Source organism: Bradyrhizobium sp. 2S1, from assembly GCF_011516625.5.
GTDB classification, from domain to species: domain Bacteria; phylum Pseudomonadota; class Alphaproteobacteria; order Rhizobiales; family Xanthobacteraceae; genus Bradyrhizobium; species Bradyrhizobium septentrionale.
Window position 1 is genome coordinate 3,443,965 of record NZ_CP147717.1, and the last position, 20,408, is coordinate 3,464,372.

Annotated in this window: 17 protein-coding genes and 2 pseudogenes; 12 read left to right on the forward strand and 7 right to left on the reverse strand. The window is 64.9% G+C overall.

Annotation, left to right across the window (positions count from 1 at the left end):
- Window positions 1–67 precede the first annotated feature (67 nt).
- Window positions 68–706 carry a J domain-containing protein gene (locus HAP54_RS16245; RefSeq protein ID WP_029079593.1) on the forward strand — a complete coding sequence of 213 codons (639 nt, stop codon included), beginning with the start codon at window positions 68–70 and terminating at the stop codon, window positions 704–706.
- 196 nt (window positions 707–902) lie between these two features.
- Here the strand turns inward: HAP54_RS16245 and HAP54_RS16250 are convergent.
- A pseudogene (locus tag HAP54_RS16250) lies at window positions 903–1,174 on the reverse strand (citrate/2-methylcitrate synthase); the annotation flags it as partial.
- Here HAP54_RS16250 and HAP54_RS16255 point away from each other — a divergent pair.
- Window positions 1,174–2,010, forward strand: a pseudogene (locus tag HAP54_RS16255) (citrate synthase); the annotation flags it as partial. The pseudogenes HAP54_RS16250 and HAP54_RS16255 overlap by 1 nt on opposite strands.
- Window positions 2,011–2,013: 3 nt before the next feature.
- Here the strand turns inward: HAP54_RS16255 and HAP54_RS16260 are convergent.
- A complete protein-coding gene (locus HAP54_RS16260; protein WP_166301630.1) occupies window positions 2,014–2,676 on the reverse strand; it encodes a DedA family protein in 663 nt (220 codons plus the stop codon).
- A gap of 292 nt (window positions 2,677–2,968) precedes the next feature.
- Between HAP54_RS16260 and cobS the strand changes: the two genes are divergently transcribed.
- From cobS to HAP54_RS16285, 5 genes are all read left to right on the forward strand, one after another.
- Window positions 2,969–3,967, forward strand: a complete 999-nt coding sequence (gene cobS, locus HAP54_RS16265; protein WP_166301633.1) for a cobaltochelatase subunit CobS — start codon at window positions 2,969–2,971, stop codon at window positions 3,965–3,967.
- Window positions 3,968–3,970: 3 nt separating this feature from the next.
- Window positions 3,971–4,381 carry a GNAT family N-acetyltransferase gene (locus tag HAP54_RS16270; RefSeq protein WP_166301636.1) on the forward strand — a complete coding sequence of 137 codons (411 nt, stop codon included), beginning with the start codon at window positions 3,971–3,973 and terminating at the stop codon, window positions 4,379–4,381.
- The gene (gene cobT, locus HAP54_RS16275; protein WP_166301639.1) at window positions 4,378–6,276 is read left to right on the forward strand and encodes a cobaltochelatase subunit CobT; all 1,899 of its coding nucleotides are present in this window, start codon (window positions 4,378–4,380) and stop codon (window positions 6,274–6,276) included. The genes HAP54_RS16270 and cobT overlap by 4 nt, the downstream gene beginning before the upstream one ends.
- A gap of 3 nt (window positions 6,277–6,279) precedes the next feature.
- Window positions 6,280–7,374 carry an esterase-like activity of phytase family protein gene (locus tag HAP54_RS16280; protein ID WP_166301642.1) on the forward strand — a complete coding sequence of 365 codons (1,095 nt, stop codon included), beginning with the start codon at window positions 6,280–6,282 and terminating at the stop codon, window positions 7,372–7,374.
- 136 nt (window positions 7,375–7,510) lie between these two features.
- Window positions 7,511–8,623, forward strand: coding sequence for an NADH:flavin oxidoreductase/NADH oxidase (locus HAP54_RS16285; RefSeq protein ID WP_166301645.1), 1,113 nt, complete (start codon window positions 7,511–7,513; stop codon window positions 8,621–8,623).
- Between the two features lie 21 nt (window positions 8,624–8,644).
- On the opposite strand, the gene HAP54_RS16290 is transcribed toward HAP54_RS16285, so the two are convergent.
- Window positions 8,645–10,150, reverse strand: a complete 1,506-nt coding sequence (locus tag HAP54_RS16290; protein WP_210297539.1) for an FAD-dependent monooxygenase — start codon at window positions 10,148–10,150, stop codon at window positions 8,645–8,647.
- Between the two features lie 55 nt (window positions 10,151–10,205).
- Here HAP54_RS16290 and HAP54_RS16295 point away from each other — a divergent pair, with 55 nt between their 5' ends.
- Together HAP54_RS16295 and HAP54_RS16300 are read left to right on the forward strand one after the other, a co-directional pair.
- The gene (locus tag HAP54_RS16295; RefSeq protein WP_166301648.1) at window positions 10,206–10,844 is read left to right on the forward strand and encodes a TetR/AcrR family transcriptional regulator; all 639 of its coding nucleotides are present in this window, start codon (window positions 10,206–10,208) and stop codon (window positions 10,842–10,844) included.
- A 104-nt stretch (window positions 10,845–10,948) separates the two neighbouring features.
- Window positions 10,949–12,049: an LLM class flavin-dependent oxidoreductase gene (locus HAP54_RS16300; protein ID WP_166301651.1), complete on the forward strand. Its 1,101-nt coding sequence runs from the start codon at window positions 10,949–10,951 to the stop codon at window positions 12,047–12,049.
- Between the two features lie 76 nt (window positions 12,050–12,125).
- Here the strand turns inward: HAP54_RS16300 and HAP54_RS16305 are convergent, their stop codons facing one another.
- Window positions 12,126–13,742 (reverse strand): phospholipase D-like domain-containing protein, encoded by a 1,617-nt coding sequence (locus tag HAP54_RS16305; RefSeq protein WP_166301654.1) that lies wholly within the window; start codon window positions 13,740–13,742, stop codon window positions 12,126–12,128.
- Between the two features lie 295 nt (window positions 13,743–14,037).
- A complete protein-coding gene (locus HAP54_RS16310) occupies window positions 14,038–16,305 on the reverse strand; it encodes a DUF2235 domain-containing protein (protein WP_166301657.1) in 2,268 nt (755 codons plus the stop codon).
- Between the two features lie 221 nt (window positions 16,306–16,526).
- On the opposite strand from HAP54_RS16310, the gene HAP54_RS16315 reads away from it, so the two are divergent.
- Window positions 16,527–16,946: a hypothetical protein gene (locus HAP54_RS16315; RefSeq protein WP_029079606.1), complete on the forward strand. Its 420-nt coding sequence runs from the start codon at window positions 16,527–16,529 to the stop codon at window positions 16,944–16,946.
- Window positions 16,947–16,992: 46 nt separating this feature from the next.
- On the opposite strand, the gene HAP54_RS16320 is transcribed toward HAP54_RS16315, so the two are convergent.
- Window positions 16,993–18,183, reverse strand: coding sequence for an ABC transporter substrate-binding protein (locus HAP54_RS16320; protein ID WP_166301660.1), 1,191 nt, complete (start codon window positions 18,181–18,183; stop codon window positions 16,993–16,995).
- Window positions 18,184–18,334: 151 nt separating this feature from the next.
- Here HAP54_RS16320 and HAP54_RS16325 point away from each other — a divergent pair, with 151 nt between their 5' ends.
- Entirely contained in the window at window positions 18,335–19,282 is a 948-nt protein-coding gene (locus tag HAP54_RS16325; RefSeq protein ID WP_166301663.1) for a winged helix-turn-helix domain-containing protein, read from the forward strand.
- Window positions 19,283–19,354: 72 nt separating this feature from the next.
- Here HAP54_RS16325 and HAP54_RS16330 read toward each other — a convergent pair whose 3' ends face one another.
- The gene (locus HAP54_RS16330; RefSeq protein WP_175619437.1) at window positions 19,355–19,975 is read right to left on the reverse strand and encodes a TetR/AcrR family transcriptional regulator; all 621 of its coding nucleotides are present in this window, start codon (window positions 19,973–19,975) and stop codon (window positions 19,355–19,357) included.
- Between the two features lie 52 nt (window positions 19,976–20,027).
- Between HAP54_RS16330 and HAP54_RS16335 the strand changes: the two genes are divergently transcribed.
- A complete protein-coding gene (locus HAP54_RS16335) occupies window positions 20,028–20,285 on the forward strand; it encodes a hypothetical protein (RefSeq protein ID WP_166301666.1) in 258 nt (85 codons plus the stop codon).
- Window positions 20,286–20,408 lie beyond the last annotated feature (123 nt).

The following is a 20,408-nucleotide window of genomic DNA, read 5'->3' on the forward strand; positions in this document are numbered from 1 at the left end:
AAGCGGGAAACGAGGTCTGCGCAATGTCAAGACTTGAAGAATTGTGCATTGCGTAGTCAAAGAGAACATGCCGATCGATTCATCAAAATTCTTCGACTCCATTCGCATCAAGCCGACCAAGGTGAGTGCGAAGCGCACGGCGCAGGCCGGCGAGCAGGCTGTGACCTGCGAGTGGGCGGGTTGCCAGAACAAGGGTGCGCACCGCGCCCCGAAGGGCCGTGAGAATTCGCGCGAGTACTGGCACTTCTGTCTCGATCACGTCCGCGAGTACAACCAGTCCTACAATTTCTTCCAGGGCATGAATCCCGACGACGTCGCGCGCTACCAGAAGGACGCGCTGACCGGCCATCGCCCGACCTGGAAGATGGGCGCCAACAGCGGCAAGAAGGGCGACGATGGCCTCGACGCCGCCTCCGATCCGTTCCACGTCTTCTCCGAGCTCAACGGCCGCGGCCGCTGGCGCCCCGGACCGGGCGGCGCGGAGCCCAAGCCCGAGACCCGCAAGGTCATGAATGCCGAGCGCAAGGCGCTTCTGGTGATGGGGCTCGGCGCCGGCGCGACGCTGGAAGACGTCAAGGCGAAGTACAAGGCGCTGGTGAAGCAGCACCATCCCGACGCCAATGGCGGCGACCGCTCCACCGAAGATCGCCTGATCGAGATCATCAAGGCGTATAATTATCTGAAGACCGTGGTGCGCGAGGCCTGAACTCTGGCCTTCGCCGCTCCTACGCGAGGATGCGGAGCTTCCGCACCTCCCCTTGAAAAGGGGAGGTCGCTTTGCTCGCGAGAGCAAAGCGGGTGGGGATTCGTTCCCTCCACAAACAGTGTCGTCTGCGGCTGACCCCCATCCCGACCTTCCCCCTTTCAGGGGGAGGGAGAAGAGCCTCGTAGCCCGTTAGCACTCAGCCCTTCGGCACTGCCCCGACATAGGACGAGCTCGGCCGGATCAGCCGTCCGGTGCGCCGCTGCTCCAGCGCGTGCGCGGTCCAGCCCGCGGCGCGGGCCACGGCGAAGATCGGCGTGAACGCCTGCCGCGGGATTTTCAGCCCGTCGTCAGGATCGCGGTGAAGAACTCGACATTGGTCTCGAGCGGCCGCTCCGGATTCTTCTTGCGCAATGCCCCGCGGATATAGGCCTCGACCTCGCCGGCAAACGGCAGGTCGGCGCCGTCGGCGCGGCGTGAACTGCGTCGATCTCGCCGAGCGCGACACCCTGGAGCACACCGCGACGCTGCTCTGGGACGTCACCGGCGTCGATCCGTTCGCCCCGGACAATTGTCCGCAGGTCTCGGACGAAATGCGCGCGATCGCGGAGGCCGCGCGCCGCGCCCAGCCGATCGACCGCACGGTCGCCGTGCTGGCGCTGGCGGCAAGCGCCGATCCCGGCGCCTTCACCCGTGCGCCCGACGGCCGCGCGATGGTCGGCGGGCGCATTCTGCGGCTGCTGGTTGCGACCATGTTGAATGCGGCGCCGTCGGCGCACCTGCTGCACGAGCAGGTGGCGCGGGTCTGGACATCCGACAACGAGCACGCGCCCGATCTGATCCGCCGCGCGCTGGTGCTGCTCGCCGAGCACGAACTGAACGCCTCCACCTTCACCGCGCGCTGCGCGGCATCGACCGGGGTTGCGCCGGTGGTTCGCGAACGCGTCGCGCTGGGCGAGCGGTTCGCCGGCTTCGGGCACGGCGTCTACAGGAAGGGCGACCCACGCGCCATCTCGCTGCTCGAGGCCCTGACGCGGGCCGGCGCGCCGCGCAAATTCACCAGAGAAGTGCCGGAGCGAATCGCGGAGGCGACCGGCGAATTCGTCAACATCGATTACGCGCTGGCGGTGCTGGTGCATGCGCTGCGGATGCCTGCGGGCAGCGAGCTCGCGCTGTTTGCGATGGCCCGCAGCGTCGGCTGGATCGCGCATGCCAGCGAGCAGCTACAGCTCGGCAAGCTGATTCGGCCTCGTGCGCGCTATGTCGGCCCGGCACCCGGGCGGGCCGGCGCGACCAACAGTCTCTGACAGCTACTTAGCCGGCTTGGTCGGTTCGATCAGGCTGCCACCGTGACGGCGGCGGATGGTCCAGATCGCGAGCGCCAGGATCACGGCGCCGCCCGCTACCGCAAACATCCAGAGATGCTTGCCGACATGCTCGTGATGCGGCAGCCCGGCATAGTCATGCAGCGCGGTAACGGCGAGCACGCCGGGCAGCACATGCGCCGGCGCCCAGAGCAGGATCGCGGGGATGTTGACGGCGTAGAAGCGCGCCGGCGGCATGTCTAGCGCACCGGCCGTGATCGGCACGAAGGCGCGGATCGGCGGCACGAAGCGGGCGAAGAACACCGCGAGCACGCCCCAGCGGTTGAAGAACGCCTCGCTCTGTGCGACCACCCGCGGGTAGTTGGAGAGCGGCCAGGCCGAGAGGATCTCGCGCTGGCTGCGGTGGCCGATCATATAGGCCGTGCCGTCGCCGAGCATCGCGCCGGCGGCCGCCGCGGCGAGCACCGGCCAGAGCTTCAATTCGCCACCGGGCACCAGTGCGCTTAGCGCCAGGATGATGGTCGAGCCCGGCACCAGGGAGCCGACCACCGGCACCGCCTCCAGCAAGGCGGCCAGAAACAGGGTCAGATAGGCAAGCCAGGCATGGGCTGAAACGAACGCGATCAAGGGGTCCAGGAATGAAGTCACAAAATTCCCATGTGGCGGTGATATAGATCTGAGAGCTACCAACTCCCCGCCGGGCTGAAAAGTGCCCGGCCGGGCAGGCCGCATTGGCGCCGCGGCGAAAGTACGGCGGGATTTGCAGGGCAGCCTTCCAAAAACCGAGTTTCACTCCTATCTTTATGATAGAACAACGAAACTTTGATTTGCCCGTGGGCTTCTGCCGGCCGTTGCTCTCTGCTAGGCTTGTGCGAAGCACCCCATCCGCAGCCAAATGACCTAATCTGGTTTCGGGAATGCCCGGGACCTCGGAGGATGAATGACGACCGCCGTCCAGACGAAAGCGCAAGAACCCGTCGGAATGCCCGACATGAAGGTGTCGGTTCGGCAGGTCTTCGGGATCGATAGTGATCTGGAAGTGCCCGCTTATTCCGAAGTCGATCCGCACGTGCCGGAAGTCGACAGCGACTATCGCTTCGACCGCGCCACCACGCTTGCGATCCTCGCCGGCTTCGCCAAGAACCGCCGCGTGATGGTCACCGGCTATCACGGCACCGGCAAGTCGACCCACATCGAGCAGGTTGCGGCCCGCCTCAACTGGCCCTGCGTGCGCGTCAACCTCGACAGCCACATCAGCCGTATCGATCTCGTCGGCAAGGATGCCATCGTGGTCAAGGAGGGCAAGCAGGTCACCGAATTCCGCGACGGCATCCTGCCCTGGGCCTTGCAGCACAACATCGCGCTGGTGTTTGACGAATACGACGCCGGCCGCCCGGACGTGATGTTCGTGATTCAGCGCGTGCTGGAAGTCTCCGGCCGCCTGACGCTGCTCGACCAGAACAAGGTGATCAAGCCGCATCCGGCGTTCCGCCTCTTCTCGACCGCCAACACGGTCGGCCTCGGCGACACCTCGGGCCTCTATCACGGCACCCAGCAGATCAACCAGGGCCAGATGGACCGCTGGTCGATCGTCACCACGCTGAACTACCTCGCCCATGACGAGGAAGTGGAGATCGTGCTGGCCAAGGCGAAACACTATCGCACGCAGGAAGGCCGCGACATCGTCAACAAGATGGTGCGACTTGCGGACCTCACCCGTAACGCGTTCGCCAATGGCGACCTGTCGACGGTGATGAGCCCGCGCACGGTGATCACCTGGGCCGAGAACGCCGACATCTTCAACGACATCGGCTTCGCGTTCCGCGTCACCTTCCTCAACAAGTGTGACGAGCTGGAGCGGCCGCTGGTCGCCGAGTTCTATCAGCGCTGCTTCAACGTCGAGCTGCCGGAATCCTCGGTCAACGTGGCGCTCAGCTAGTCCATGCCGAAAATCTCCGTCGAGCGCACAGTCACACAGACGAAGAAGGCGGTGCTCGGCGGATTGCTCCGCTACAACCACGAGAAGATGGGGAAGCAGAAGTACAAGCGCTTCGCCATCTCGCTGCGGCAAGGCGACAAGATCGTCGGCGGCATCGTCGGCGAGGTCTGGACCGCGGTGTTGTTCATCCAGTTGTTCTGGATGGAGCAAAAGTTTCGCAACAAGGGTTTTGGCGCGAAGCTGATCAAGGCGATCGAGGACGAGGCGCGGCGCTTCGGGGCGACGCGATCCTATCTGGATACAATGAGCTTCCAGGCGCCGGGCTTCTACCGCGCCAACGGATATAAAGAGTTCGGTTCGATTGAGGGGTATCCCGGCGGCGTCACGCGCCACTGGCTTACGAAATCGCTATGACAACCTCCAATATCAAATTCCGTCCCGGATCGAAGGAAGCACCGACCGAGCCGTTCAAGCGCTCGGTGTCGGCGTGCCTGAAGGCGATCGCCAAGAAGCCGGAGCTCGAAGTCAGCTTCGCCGCCGAACGTCCCGGGCTTGCGCCCGGCAAGGCCCGGCTGCCGGAGCCGGCGCGCAAGATGACCAAGCGCGATGCGGCGATCGTGCGCGGCCACGCCGATTCGATCGCGCTGAAGATCGCCTGCCACGATCCCAAGGTGCATCGCAAGCTGATGCCGGGCAATCCGCAGGCGCGCGGCGTGTTCGAAGCGGTCGAGCAGGCGCGCGTCGAGGCGATCGGCTCGCGACGGATGTCAGGCGTTGCCAAGAACCTCACCGCGATGCTCGACGATCATTTCCACCGCGGCAAGTATGACGAGATCACCGACCGCGCCGATGCGCCGCTGTCGGATGCGCTGGCGATGCTGGTGCGCGAACGCCTGACCGGCATGGCGCCGCCCGCGGCCGCCAAGAAGATGGTCGATCTCTGGCGCCCGACGCTGGAGGACAAGATCGGCTCGCGGCTCGACAAGCTCAGCCGCTTCACCGAGGACCAGGCCAAGTTCGGCGACCTCGTCCATGATCTACTGTCGGCGCTCGATCTCGGCGACGACCGCAACATGGATTCCGACGATGACGAGGACCAGGACGAGAACCAGGACGGCGAGAGCGATCAGTCCGGTGCCGAAGGTTCGCCCGATTCCGACGCCGCGCAGGAGATGAGCGCCGACCAGGCGCAGACGACGGCGGAAGAGATGAGCGAAAGCGCGATGGAGAGCGCGCAGGCCTCCACCAGCGATACGTTCGACGACGGCGAGCTCGGCGACGACGAGACGCCGGGCGAGGCGACGCGGCCGAATTCGCGCGGCCAGAACGAGCCGCGCGGTCCGGAATATCATGCGTTTGCGCCGAAGTTCGACGAGGTGATCGCGGCCGAGGATCTCTGCGATCATGACGAGCTGGAGCGGCTGCGCTCCTATCTCGACAAGCAGCTTGCGCATCTGCAGGGCATCGTGGCGCGGCTCGCCAACCGCCTGCAGCGCCGCCTGATGGCGCAGCAGAACCGCGCCTGGGAGTTCGATCTCGAAGAGGGCATCCTCGATCCGGCGCGGCTGTCGCGCGTCGTCACCGATCCCTATCACCCGCTGTCCTTCATGCATGAGAAGGAGGCGACCTTCCGCGACACCGTGGTGACGCTGCTGCTCGACAATTCCGGCTCGATGCGCGGCCGTCCGATCACGGTCGCCGCCACCTGCGCCGACATCCTGGCGCGCACGCTGGAGCGTTGCGGCGTCAAGGTCGAGATTCTCGGCTTCACTACCCGCGCCTGGAAGGGCGGGCAGTCGCGCGAGGCGTGGCTTGCCGCCGGCAAGCCGGCCAATCCCGGCCGCCTCAACGATCTGCGCCACATCATCTACAAGTCGGCCGACGCGCCGTGGCGTCGCGCGCGGAAAAATCTCGGCCTGATGATGCGCGAGGGTCTGCTCAAGGAGAACATCGACGGCGAGGCGCTCGACTGGGCGCACAAGCGCCTGCTGGCTCGTCCCGAGCAGCGCCGCATCCTGATGATGATTTCCGACGGTGCGCCGGTCGACGATTCAACGCTGTCGGTCAATCCGGGCAACTATCTGGAGCGGCACCTGCGTCACATCATCGACGAGATCGAGACCCGCTCGCCGGTCGAGCTGATCGCGATCGGCATCGGTCACGACGTCACGCGCTACTATCGCCGCGCCGTCACCATCGTGGACGCCGAAGAACTCGGTGGCGCCATCACCGAAAAGCTCGCCGAACTGTTCAGCGAGACCCACGGCTCGGCGCCCGCCCAAGGCACCCGGCGCCGCCTCCACTCGTGAGACATGCGCTCACACCTTAGCCGCCGCCGTTTCCTTCGAGATATGGCGGCGGGACTGTCGGCGGCCGCGCTGCCGCGTCTCGCGCAGGCGCAGAGCGCCACCGAGCCGCCGCTGACGCCGGGCCCGTCCGGCAGGCCGGGCCGTCATCGCGTCGACGAACCTGTCGCGGTCGAGGTCAATGCGCGGCCGCTGCCGTCGTTCGACATCCGCGATCGTGCGCGCACGCGGTTCGGCGCGCTGGAATATCGCAGCGGGCTGATCCTGACCTCGTCGTTTTCCGGCTTCGGCGGCCTCTCCGCATTGCGGCTCGATCCCAAGGGCGAGCGCTTCATCGCGGTCAGCGATCAGGGCAGTTGGTTCACCGGCCGCATCGTCTATCGCGGCCGCGACATGGCCGGGCTCGACGATGTCGAGGCGGCGCCGCTGCTCGGGGCCGACGGCAGGCCGATCACCGCGACGCGCGGCTGGTACGATTCGGAATCGCTCGCACTCGACGGCTCGTTCGCCTATGTCGGGCTCGAGCGGGTCAACCAGGTGCTGCGCTACGATTTTTCCAAGGGCTTTACCCGGTCGCGCGGCGAGGTGGTGCCGCTGCCGGCGGCGGCGCGCAAGCTTCCCAACAACAAGGGACTGGAGGCGCTGGTCTTCGTGCCCAAGGTGATGCCGAAAGCCCAGCGGCTTGCCGGCACGCTGATCGCGTTCTCGGAGCGCGGGATCGATGCCGGCGGCAATCTGATCGCCTTCCTGGTCGGCGGCAAGACGCCGGGGCAGTTCAGCGTGCGCCGCACCGAGAATTTCGACATCAGCGACGCGGTGCTGCTGCCGTCGGGCGAACTGTTGATCCTCGAGCGGAAGTTCTCCTGGCTCGGTGGCGTCGGCATCCGCATCCGCCGCCTCGCGCTGCCCGACATTGCGCCCGGCGCCATCGTCGATGGCCCTGCGATCTTCAACGCCGATCTCGGCAACGAGATCGACAACATGGAAGGCATCGACGCCCATGTCACCGCGGAGGGCGAGACCGTGCTGACCATGATCTCGGACGACAATTTCTCACTAATCCAGCGCAATCTGCTGCTGCAGTTCACGCTGGTGGACTGATCTGCCGCGCCCAAGGGGCGGCGCTATCGCATTGCTGATCTGCGTCCCGGCCCGCGTGGCCGTCCGGACGGTTGGTGATCGCGGCCGCCGCCTCTATCTTAACCGTGCCCTTTCCCCGATCCCGGATACCGTCCACATGAGCACCCTGTTTTCTCCGATCGAACTGCGCGGCCTGAAACTCTCCAATCGCATCATGGTCGCGCCGATGTGCCAATATTCGGCGATCGACGGCTCCGCCAACGACTGGCACTTCACCCATATCAACATGCTGGCGCTGTCGGGCGCCGCGATGTTCTGTATCGAGGCCACCCATGTCGAGGATATCGGGCGGATCACGCCGGGCTGCCTCGGGCTTTACAGCGATGCCAACGAGGCGGCGCTGAAGCCGATCCTGGCCTCGGTGCGCAAGCATTCGAAGGCGGCGGTCGCGATGCAGCTCGCCCATGCCGGCCGCAAGGCCTCGAGCCAGCGGCCCTGGGAAGGCGGGCAGTTGATCCCGATTGCGGAAGGCGGCTGGCAGACGGTTGCGCCGTCTGATGTCCCGCACAAGGAAGGCGAGGCCGCGCCGGTGGCACTCGACGAGGCCGGCCTGAAGCGCATCCGCGAGGCCTTCGTCGCCTCGGCAAAGCGCGCCGACCGGCTCGGCATCGACGCGCTCGAGCTGCACAGTGCGCACGGCTATCTCTTGCACCAGTTCCTGTCGCCGCTCGCCAACAAGCGCACCGACCGCTACGGCGGCTCGCTCGAGAACCGCATGCGTTTCCCGCTGGAAGTGTTCGATGCGGTGCGCGCCGTGTTTCCCGATCGCAAGCCGGTCGGCGTCCGGGTCTCGGCGACCGATTGGGTCGAGGGCGGCTGGGATGTCGCGCAGACCATCGAATATACGAAGGAGTTGAAGAAGCGCGGCGTCGACTGGATGGACGTCTCCTCCGGCGGCGTCTCGGCGCTGCAGAAGATCCCGCTCGCACCCGGCTATCAGGTGCCGGCGGCGCAGGCGGTGCGGGAGGCGACCGGCGTCACCACGATGGCGGTCGGCCTGATCACGGAAGCGAAGCAGGCGGAAGAGATCGTCGCCTCAGGGAAGGCCGACATGGTCGCGCTCGCCCGCGGCATGCTCTACGACCCGCGCTGGGGCTGGCACGCCGCTGCCGAACTCGGCGGCGAGGTGAACGCGCCGCCGCAATACTGGCGCTCGCAGCCCTCGACGCAGAAGGCGCTGTTCGGCAAGACCACGTTCGGGGCGCGCTGACAGCGCGCCTCGCCTGCGAGGTCAATGCGTGGCGGGCCCGAACCATCGCACCAGCGCGACGTCGAGGCCCATCGTATCGGCGTCGTCGGCCGCCCAGGCGATGCAGGCATCCGGACGGATCAGCAGCGAAGGGCCGCTGCGTCTTGGCATGCATCGGACAAAGATGTCCCAGTGGGCTGCGATCGCTGACGCAGCGCCGCCCGTGGCATCGAGCAGCACGGCCCTGCCGTCCTCCATCTGATCGAACAGCGTCGTTTCAGCGCCGTCGTCGCCGAGCGCAAAATTGCCGGCGAGCCGGCCGACCAGCGGATGATCGCTGCCGAGGTCGTAGCGGATCTTGATGCCGCTGATCATTTCGCCGAAGTAGCGGGTGCCCTCGTCGAGGCTCATCAGCTCCGCGACGATGTCGCGCAGCGCGTCGGTCATGGCATCCGGCCGCATCAATGCGACCTGGGCGCGGGTGTTGGCGAGCACCTTCGCCGCGATCGGATGCCGCTCCTCCGTATAGCTGTCCAGCAGGCTCTCCGGCATGCGATCGCAGACAACCGCCGCAAGCTTCCAGCCGAGGTTGACTGCATCGAGCAGGCCGAGATTCAAGCCTTGCCCGCCGAACGGCGAGTGCACATGCGCCGCATCGCCCACCAAAAGGACGCGACCTTTACGATAGCTCGCGGCCTGCCGGGCATTGTCGGTGAAGCGCGTGGCGGTCTTGACGGCGGTGACGCGGACGTCGGCGCCGCTGATCCGGCGCAGGGTGGTCTCGATCTCCTCGCGCGTCACGGGTGCGCTGCGATCGGCCGGCGGTCCGTCGAACTCGGCGAGGAAAACCCGGCCGGGAATCGGTCCATACGCCATCATGCCGACAGGCGTTCGCCGCCAGCCGACCGGCAACAGCCGATCCGGATGATCGAGGTCGACAATGGCCTGGTGTCCGGTGAGGGTCGGGTCGGTGCCGGGAAAGTCGAAGCCGGAGCGCTTGCGCACCGCGCTGCGTCCGCCGTCGCAGCCGACAAGATAGGCGGCGTGCAGCTCGATCTCGCCGGACGCGCCCGTCGTCCGCGCCACGACGCCGTCTCCGTGATCCCTGAAATCGATCAGCTCGCAGCCGCGCCTGATCTCGATCCCGAGCGCGCGTTCGCCCAGCATCTTCTCCAGGGCGTGCTGGTTCACGCCGCGCAGCCGCCGGTCCGGCTCGTGCTGCCGTGTCTGATCGATCAGGAAAATGCCGGAGAAGTGACCGCCGAATTTCTTGAACGGAAGTTCGCTCTGGCCGTCCGCGCCCTTCATGAGCGTCGACATACTCTCCGCCATGGCGCGTTCGACCGCATCCATCGCGTCGGCAAGGCCGCGGCGCTCCAGTGCCTCGCCTGCGAGGGCGCCGATCGCGCCGGCCTTGATGGTCTGGTCGGGCTCGCTCAGCCGCTCGATGACGACCACGTCGGCGCCGCCCAGGGTCAATTCGATCGCCAGCAGCAGTCCGGTCGGCCCGGCGCCGACCACCACCACATCCGTTCGTTCACGCGTCACGCCGTCACCATATTTTTATACTGGGTATAATATTTAGTATGGTACAAATTTTCACATGTCAAATCGGGATGGATTGCGGGAGCGGAAGAAGGAGGCGACGCGTCAGGCGATCTCGGACGTCGCCACCGAGCTGTTTTTGGAACGCGGCTTCGACAATGTTTCGGTGGCCGAAATTGCCGAGGCCGCCGAGGTCTCCCGGATGACGGTGTTCAATTACTTTCCGCGCAAGGAAGATCTGTTCTTCGACCGCGAAGAGGAAAGCCGCCAGATTCTGAAGACCGCGTTTGCCGAGCGAGCACCCGGCGAGGCGCCGCTCGTGACCCTGCGCAAGCTGGTGCAGAGCCTGGCGGATCGAGCGCATCCGTTCGCGAAATTCACCGATGCAACGGCGAAATTCTGGCGCACCGTCGCAGAGAGCCCGGCGCTCGCGGCGCGGGCGCGCGAGATGCGAGACGAGTTCATCGATGATCTCGCAACCGTGCTGGCGGGCGTGATCACGCGGCCGCTCGCCGATGCCGATGCCCGGCTCGCCGCTTCGATGGTGGTGACGGCAATCACCGTCGCCTATGCGGAAGGGCTTCGCGCGCACAAGGCCCGCAGATCGGCCGCATCGTCACGCGAGGCCTTCCTGCAGATCATGGAGCGAAGCTTTTCGGGGATCGCGGCCATGCTGAAGGATACGCCCTACGCATAGTCCCGGCCCGGCTGCATGCGACAAGGCCATTGTTCTGCCGCGGCCATGGCGGGTACTCTTCCATCGCGTGCGGAAGACACGCATCAGACAAAGAGAGGAAACCCATGGAACTCGGATACTTCGCGATGCCGTCGCATCCGCCGGAGTGCGGATTGAAGGAGGGCCACGACTGGGACCTGCGGGTGCTGCGCTGGCTGGACGAGCTCGGCTACCAGGAAGCCTGGATCGGCGAGCATCACACCGCACCGTGGGAGCCGCACCCGTCGCCTGATCTGTTGGTCGCGCAGGCTTTGCTGCAGACCAAGACTCTGCGCATCGGCCCCGGCGGTTTCCTCCTGCCCTATCATCACCCGGCCGAACTCGCGAACCGCGTTGCGATGCTCGATCACATCTCGAACGGGCGATTGAACTTCGGCGTCGCGGCTAGCGGCCTGCCGAGCGACTGGGCGATGTTCAACGTCGACGGCATGTCGGGCCAGAACCGCGACATGACCCGCGAGGCGCTCGAAATCATCCTGAAAATGTGGACCGAGCCGGCGCCGTGGACCCACAAGGGCAAGTTCTGGACGGTGACCAAGCCGGACACGATGTTCGATTTCCTCAAACCGCATATCAAGCCGCAGCAAGCGCCGCATCCGCCGATCGGCGTCGCCGGCCTGTCGAAGAACTCGGACACGCTGAAGCTCGCCGGCGAGCGCGGCTTCATTCCGATGAGCCTCAATCTCAATCCTGCCTATGTCGGCAGCCATTGGGACTCAGTGGAAGCCGGCGCCGCCAAGACTGGCCGCAAGCCGAGCCGCAAGGACTGGCGCATGGTGCGCGAGGTGTTCGTCGCCGACACCGATGCGGAGGCGTGGAAGCTCTCAACCGGCGACATGATGGGCCGGATGATGGGTGAGTATTTTCTCCCCTTGCTCGGTCACTTCGGTTTCAAGGATTATTTGAAAGCCTCGCCCGACGTGCCGGACAGCGACGTCACCGTCGAATATTGCGCCCGCAACAACTGGATCGTCGGCTCGCCCGCGACCGTCACCGAGAAGATCGAGAAGATCTACCAGGAGGTCGGCGGCTTCGGTGTGCTGCTGGTGTTCGGCTTCGACTACAAGCACAAGCCGGAAGCCTGGCACAATTCGCTGCGGCTGTTGAAGCAGGAGGTGCTGCCGCGGCTGAAGCATCTCGATGCCTCGGTCGGCCGCGCGGCGTAGCGAGTGAGGAAGAACGCGGGGCAACCGCGACGCTGCCCCGTGTTTCATGTCATGACCCCGATAGGAGATCAGGCAGTCAGGTCGTGCCGAGCCAGAACCGCGTCTCGGTTTCCGCCCAGCCCTTGCCGATGCGGTTGCTCAGCCAGGCATCGCTGCGCTTCAGCCCCTTGTCCGTCTGGCCCTCCGGCGTGTTGCGCCAGGCCTGCCAGCGATACTGACCGTAGATGCTGACGATGCGCGCGGCGTAAGTTAGCGCGAGCTGCGAATCGCCTCTGATGATGACGAGATTGTCGTCGTTTTTGGTGCTGGCGCGGTCAGAGAAATTGTGCGAGCCGGTCATGACCACCGGGTTCTTGCCGGCCGGATCCAGCACGATCACCTTGCTGTGCACGGCGATCATGAATTTTCCGGTGTTCTTGATCTCGTGCTCCCACCAGTCGGCGGTCTTGTCGATGCCGGCGGGCCGGATCACGTCGGCGATCTGCTTGCCCTTGAACACCTGCTGCTGGCCGTCGCCGGCCAGCAGCTGCAGCTGATCCTTCGGGCTGTCCTTGCCCTGCGCCGGGAAATTGTTGAGCACGCCGCGGACATAGAGCTTCTTGTCCTGCGCCTTCTCCAGGATCGGGCCGAGCAGGCCCTTGTTGCCGGGATTGAGCATCAGGCACACCGCGCCATGCTCGGTGTCCTCGATCATCTTGGTGGCTTCCTTGAGATCGCCGCTCTTGGTGGTCGGCGTGAACCAGACGCTGACCTTCGACGGGCCGATGGTGAACGGCCATTCCTTATCGCCGGCCACCGCCAGCGCCTTCGGCGACTTGCTGCCGTCGGCGTAGATCAGCTTCCAATGGTCGTAATAGGCCGCGGCGATCTTGTCGTCGGTGATCTCGAGGCCGTTGTTGTTCTGGGTGCACAGTCCGGTACGCGTCCAGTTGGTGCTGCCGGTCCAGACCGCCTTCGGTGTCTGCGCGCCGTCGCAGAACACCGCGAACTTGTTGTGCGCGTAGCGGCTCGGCGCGATCTTGCGGCGGACGATGTCGACGCCGGCTTTCTTCAGCACGCCGGCGTTCTTCTCGGTGTCCTTTGCCGTGGCGTCGGACTTGCCGGTGCTGTTGCCGAGCACGACATGGGCCTTGCCCTTCAGCGCGGTCAGCGCCGCGATCAGTTCGGGATCGTTGAGCTCGTAAAGCGCGAGATAGACGTCGCGCTTGTTCTTCTTGGCATCGGCCAGTAACGCGAGCAGGCGGGCGCCAAGCTGTCCCTTGAGGAAGTCGCGAATCTTGTTGCCCTTGGTCGAGATCGCCTTCTCCAGCGTCTGCGCCGGCTTCTTGTCCTTGCCGATCGCGCGCGACAGCCATTGCGCCGAGATCGTGCCGCGGTTGAACCATGGCTTCAGCGGACCCGACGGCGTGGCGGAGACGTAGTCGGTCCACGTCGACGGCGCGTTGGCCGCAGGCTTTACCTTGGTATCGCCGTCCTTGAGGACGGGCACCACGCCGTAGCGGACCGGCGCATCGGCCGGCGCCAGGAAATCGGTCCAGTTGGTCTTCTGCACCGGCCATTCGGTGCTCGGCCGATGCTCGCCGGACTTGTGGCCCTGCGCCTGATCCTCGAACCCGACCCAGGTGTCGACCACGGTCGCGGTCTTGCCCTGCTGCTGGCGATACAGCGCGAAGCCCAGACAGTTCGGGATCATCGCCGATACTTCCCAGACCACGAAGATGCCGCTGTGGTTGGAAACGCCTGAATTCGGGAAATCATGGTGATGCCTCCAAATCGCTGGTGAAAATAGCCGGTCGATATGAAACTGGCGCGTCAGTACTCCCCGGGGATCCGTGGTGTCGCGTCGGATCGTTCCAGGCGTCTGGCAGCCCATCTAGCAAAGGGAGCATAGCAGCTGATCTACAACCCGAACTGTCGGCTGGATCACAGATGGATCACGCCGGGCGGCTCCGTGTCGGGTCGCGATCCTGTGGGCGCGGCTCGACCCCCTACAGCAACCGCACCGTGACCTTCGCCTTGCCCTTGTGATCGCCGTAGAACCATTTGTAGACCCAGGGCAGGCCGATGACGGCCTGGTTGACGTAGAGGAAGATCTCGCCGCTGCGATCGGCCGTGAACCGCGCCTTGTAGACCTGCGGATCGGTGTTGGGCGCCGGCGCCGGATCAAGAAAATACTCGTCGACCCCGGTCTGTCCGACCCGTGCGATCAGCCTGAACCACGGCCGGAACAGGACGCGCCGCAGGAAAATCGTGGCGTAACCACGCCAACGTTTTGCGGCCTCGATCGTCGACGTGCGGTATCCGACCGGCGTCACCGCCCGTCCGGCGTCCTCCCACGGCTCCGCCATGGTGATCGCGATCTCGTACTTGAACCCGGTGCGGACCTTGAGGCCGGTCGGCGCACAAATCGCGCTGGTATCGAAGTCGGCTGCGTCCTGCGGGACGCCCTTGTCGACGGCGACAAGCTTGTCGGCCGCGGTGCCCGTGCAGACAGCGCCCATCGAGTCAGCGGCATTGAACAGGAAATGGCTGAGCAGTGTCGCGCTGAACCAGACCAGCAAGGCCGTCAGCAGGAACGGAACGGCGTGTCGCTTCCCGAAGTTGAGGATCCACTGATAGACCGCGCTGGTGCGGAATCGATAGATCGCATTGTGCACGATTCCGGAGAGCGGCGTCGGGTTCGCGCGGTCGCGCCAGATGATCCGCATCCTGTCCCTGATCGCGGCGCTGAGCGAGGTGCCGACGCCCATCAGCAGGAAAACCGCAATGACGCCGCCGGCGAACCATTCCGGGTTGCCGGCATACCAGTCCGTCCACCAGTGAAACGAATCGGGCAGGAACGATTGGACGAAGCGCACCAGCTCCGAAATCATCCTGAACCAGGAGCTGAATTCGTGCTCCTTGTGCTGGTTGTGGAACAGCCAGAACGCGGCCAGATGCAACGACGCCGCCAGCGTGGCAAAGTAGGCGATCCGGCGCATCCAGACATAATTCCATAGCTTCTCCTGCGCCGCATAACGCGCCGGTGCGCTCGCCGGCGTCTCGAACGTCGTCTCGCCCAGCGGCGTGATCTGGCCGCTTCGCGAGACAATGACGTAGTTTGGCGGAAGTCCGATCGGGGCATAGGCATTGGCGCCGCTGTCGATCCGCTCGAACACGCTTTCGTGGATCTTCGGCGTCGGCACGCTGACACGGGCATAACGATCGTTGCAGAGCTCGGCGACCTTGCGAGGTCCATACCGGTAGTAGGAGCCGAGGCCCGCGCGCGAATCATAGAGGCGGCCGTCCTTGTCCTCGGACGATCTGATCGACTTGATCGCATCAGGATCGGCAGTCGGCGCGCTCTTGAACACCAGGCCACGCTTGACGGCTTCGTCGACCAGCCATGCCAGCGGCACGAACGCGACGGCATCGTCGGGATAACCGCCGCCGACATTGGCATGCATGCCGACGAACCAGACTTGGACGAGGCGTTCGCCATCGATGGTCGCGGGCACGGCCGGGACCGGTTGTCCCGGCTCCTGCTCGGTCCAGAGCACCGGATGGAATGTCGTGCGCTCATCGTCGAGGGCCAGCGCATGTCGCGCCCACTTGACCCGCGGGCTGAGAATGCGGTTCGGCAGCTCGAGCGGCCACACCCAGTTGGAGATGCCGCGGGTCATCTCGTCGATCGGCAGCCCATAGGCCGCGACGGTGTCCCAGATGCCGATGAATTCGATCGCGGCGACCTGCTTCCGGGCAATCTCTGTATAAGACTTGTGGCCTCGGAGGCGATCCCACACCGGCACAAGGATGTAATCGCGCAGCGCGCGGAACAGCACCTCGATGCGCCATATCGAATGGTAGCCCTCGGCGCGGTACGCCCGATAGGCCTTCACCGCGCCGTCGTGCAGCTCGGATTCGGTGTCCGCGACGATCAGGCCCCGATCGAGGATGAGTGCGGCAAGCGTGCGCACGGTGAATGCGCCACGGCTGAATCCGAACAGGTAGATCTTCGAATCGTTCTCGTGGTCGTAGTTTCGGCAGATGAACTTGTAGGCATCGAGGATATTGCGCTTGAGGCCGTAACCGAAGGCGCCGCCGAGCAGCGCAAGCGGGACGAACGACGACGTGCCGACGCCGTCATCATACTTGGCGGCCTGGCTGTTGCCCTGCAGATCGAGCGACTGGAAGATCCGCCAGACATTGGTTCGCCAGACGCTGGAGGCGGCGTTGCCGGTGCCATCGGACAGAATGATGATCTTGGGGCTCGGCATTGAAAGATGCTCGCTGAAAAGAATGAAGCGGATCGCGCAAGGTAGTAGTAGCGGATTCGATTGCTACTTTGGATCGATGTTTAGTCATTCCGTGCCACGATAGATGTGAACTGGCGCACAATAGCGTCGCGTGGTCGCAGCCATGTGAGCGGCGGCGGCTTTCGCGATGCTGCGAAAAGGCCTAGCCTGCCAGCGGTGCAATTCATTGATGAGGCACAGCCATGCGCAGCCGCGTCAGAAAGTTTGCCCATATCCTGGAGCGCTTTGGCCTTGCTTTGGCGGGAGCCGCGAGCGGTCTGTTCGTCGCCATCCATGTCGGCTCGAGCGTGTCGGCGCTGACCTCGCAGGCCTTCCTGCTGCTCATGATGCTGGGCGGCGCGATCGGCTTCTATGTCGGCATCGATACGCCGCCAAAGCTCTTCCATCCGAAGGACTCGAATTCGACGCGCAAGATCGACGCGGCTGAGCTGCTCAGCGCGGTGGGCACCTTCCTCGCGACCATGGTTGCATTCTTCTCGGTCGGTGTCGTCGTGCTGCGCAGCGAGCCGGACATCGCCTGGACCGCGACCATCATGGCGGGCTGGGTGCTCGGCGTCGCCATGCAGATCGTCGCCGGCACGATCGCGCGCACCCGGGTCTGAGGCGTCGAAGCGACGCCGCGCCGGAAGGGTTGCCGCTCCGTCCCAGTTACCTGTTCGCGACCTTGGTGGGATCCTTGATCGCCTGGAAGGTCTCCTGCTCGACGCTGTAGAGCTCGCCTCCGATCTTCTCGACCTTGCGAATGTAGATGTTTTGGACGACTTCGCGGGTCTTCGGATCGATCGACATCGGGCCGCGCGGGCTTTCCCAGGCCATGCCCTTCATGGCCTCGACCAGCGCGTCGCCGTTGGTCTTGCCGCCGGTAGCCTGCAGCGCCTGGTAGATCAGATGCATGCCGTCATAGGCGCTGACGCTGATGAAGTTCGGGCGGACATTGGCGTTGGCCTTGCGGAACGCGGCGACATAGTCGCGGTTCAGGTCCGACGGATGATAGGCGGAGTAGAACCCCGCCGTGATCGTGCCGATCATGGCATCGCTCATCCCCGGCAGGTCCTCGTCGTCGGCGATGTCGCCGGGGCCGATCAGCTTGATCCCGCTCTTGTCGAGCCCGCGCTCGACAAACTGTTTGGCCAGGATGCCGGCCTGGCTTGTCGGAACGAAAATGAACAGGGTGTCGGGATTGCCGTCCCGCGCGCGCTGCAGGAACGGTGCGAAGTCGGGATTGGCCAGCGGCACTTTCAACGCCTCGACGATCGATCCGCCTGCCGCGATGAAGCTCGCCGCAAATACGCCGGCGGCTTCATGCCCGGGTGCCCAGTCGGACGCGATGATGGTGGCCCGCTTCGATCCGTTTTTGGCCGCCCAATCAGCCAGGACGCTGGCCTGCTGCGCATGGGTCCAGCTGGTGCGCACGAAGTAGGGCGACCGATCAGTCACGATCGATGTGCCCGAGACCATGACGACGGTTGCGGTCTTGCTCTCATTGACCAGCGGTGCGAGCGCCAGCACGCTCGGAGTCAATCCGCCACCGAGGATCGCGACCTTGTCGTTGACGATCAGCTCCTGGGCAATGCGCTTGGCATTGTCGGGCACGCTGGAATCGTCCCGGACGATCAATTCGATCTTGCGGCCGGCGACCGTGTCGCCGTGTTGCGCCATGTAGAGCCTCGCCCCGGCGACCGCCTGTTTGCCGACCGGCCCCAAAACGCCGGTCAACGGCATCACCAGGCCGACCTTCACGACGTCCTGCACGACGTTCGGCGCTTGGGCGTGTCCCGATTGCGCCGCCGCGAGCGCAACAATCCCCCCGACCAATGCGGCCAACGGTGCCCTCGACATGGTCAACCTCCCGCGTGCCCGGAAATGATGCCGGGCCGGTCCGCCACTATCGTCCACGCCACGGGGAAGTCCTGATGAAGAAGTGACAGAACGACGATTTTCCTGCTAAATTTCCCGGATTGGTGCCGTCTGTGGGCATGGAGTGACCTCTATGAACCCGGCGACTGATTCCGTATTGATATTTGATGCCTTTGAGCTGGACTTCGCCCGTGGTGTCGCGCGCGCGGATGGCGTCGAACTTGATCTCAGGCCGAAGTCGTTCGCGGTGCTCGGCTGTCTCGCCAGGAATGCCGGGCGGCTGGTCTCCAAGCAGGATCTGCACGAGGCGGTGTGGGGCCACGTCGCGGTTTCAGACGATTCGCTGGTCCAATGCATCCGCGAGCTGCGCCTGAAACTGCGGGATGACGACCACCGCATCATCAAGACGGTATCGCGCCGGGGTTATCGCCTCGATGCTAAGCCGATTTCGGCATCGCACGAACACGCACCGCGGGATGCCGCGGGCGCGACATCCGCTCCGCGCGCCGTTGCAGGACGTTTGGCCGTGTTTCCCCGATGGTTGCTTGTCGCCGGCCTGTCGGCGATCGCCTTCGCAGCGCTCGCATTCGTGCCGCCGATCGCAAACGGGATGCGGCATCCCCTGGCGGAATTGGCGAACTGGTTCGCGCCGCAGGATCACGGCATTGTGCCAGATCAGGATGTCGAGCGGATCACTGCGCTGGCCGTCGAGAAGCAGTTGCCGCTTCCGGCCTTTCGCGTTCACGCGCCGGCAAACGACGTGCCGGACAGTGTCCGCCGCTTTCTCGGCGTGTGGGTGAGCGACGAAGGATGGATCAACTCGCACCGCCAGTTCATGATGATCGTCACGACCGTCGATCGGGATGGTGTCGCGACCGGCTATCTCGTGAATGGACCGGCCATGCCGCACAGCCGTACACCCCGGACCTGGCTTTTCCGGCGGCTTCACCGGGCATGTCCTGGACGACACCTTGCGATACGACGGCAATGCGGGACTGCATTCGGCCTCCATCACCGCGGACGGACGGATCGAGTTCAAGCTGATCTTCCGGGAGGGCGGCACCGGAGTGGTATTTCTTGAGCCGCTCTGGACGCTCGGCCGCTCAGGGCGCGTCGCACGCAATCAAACATGATCGCGGGCACGCGAGCCTGACTACGGCCTGCGGGTTACGCCCAATCCAGCAAGATGCGTGTCGACGAACTGCGCGAGCCGCTCGCGCAGCCGCTCCGGCGGCACCGCGACCATGCGCTCCTCGAGGCCCAGTGAGATGATGCCGTGGACCGCGGAGAACATCATCCGCGACAGCAGCGCGACATCATCGGGGGCGCGATCGGGCAACAGCCGCAGCAGCGGCGCGTGCATCAGCGCGAACGCGTCCATCACCATCACGAGGATATCTTCCGGAAATGGCCGGTCGTCCTCCATCCGGTGCTCGAACAGCGAGCGCAGCAGATTGGCGTGCTCGGTCGCGAAGCCGAGATAGGCGTCGGCGAGCCCGTGCAGCTGGTGCAGGGGATCATCGGCTGGAATCGCCTTCAGCCGTGTGGTCAGGGCCTCGACGGTCTCCCGGTTCACCGTCAGGATCAGGGCATCGAAGTCGCCGAACTCGTTATAGACGCTGCCGATGGAGCAGCCGGCGGCCTCGGCGACGTCTCGAACCTTCAATGATCTCAATCCCTTAGTGGCGATTGACCGGCGCGCGATCTCGATCAGCAGGGTCCGCCGCTGAAGTTTTTTTCGATCCCGTCGCGATTCGTCTTGAACAATGTTCATTTTCGTACTACTAATTTGAGCGTTGCTCAAGTTGGCTTAGGAGGCCACTCACATGCAGACCCTAGCACTTCAATTGACCACCACCCTTGTCGATGACGCGATCGAGTTCGTGAAGGGCTTTGGCCGCGCCATCCTCTCCCCGGCGATGGAGCCGATCGAGCGGATCGCCCGTGCCTGCGACGTCGCAGGTGTCCTGGAGCAGCGGCGCGCGGACCGGCGCGCGCCGCGCCGGGCGGCCTCGGGCGGCCGCGGGTGCAAGCCGCGCCACTGCCGGTGGTCGCCGTTCCGCGGGTTGAGTGAACTGACCTGAACCGTACCGGCGGCAATTGTCGCCGAAACCTCAACAAAGCGCTCACCATGTCCCCCGCGAACCCGCCTCGGCGCCGAGCAACCCCAGGTCTGGATAAGGTCTCGTACATCTCTGGCGGGCAAT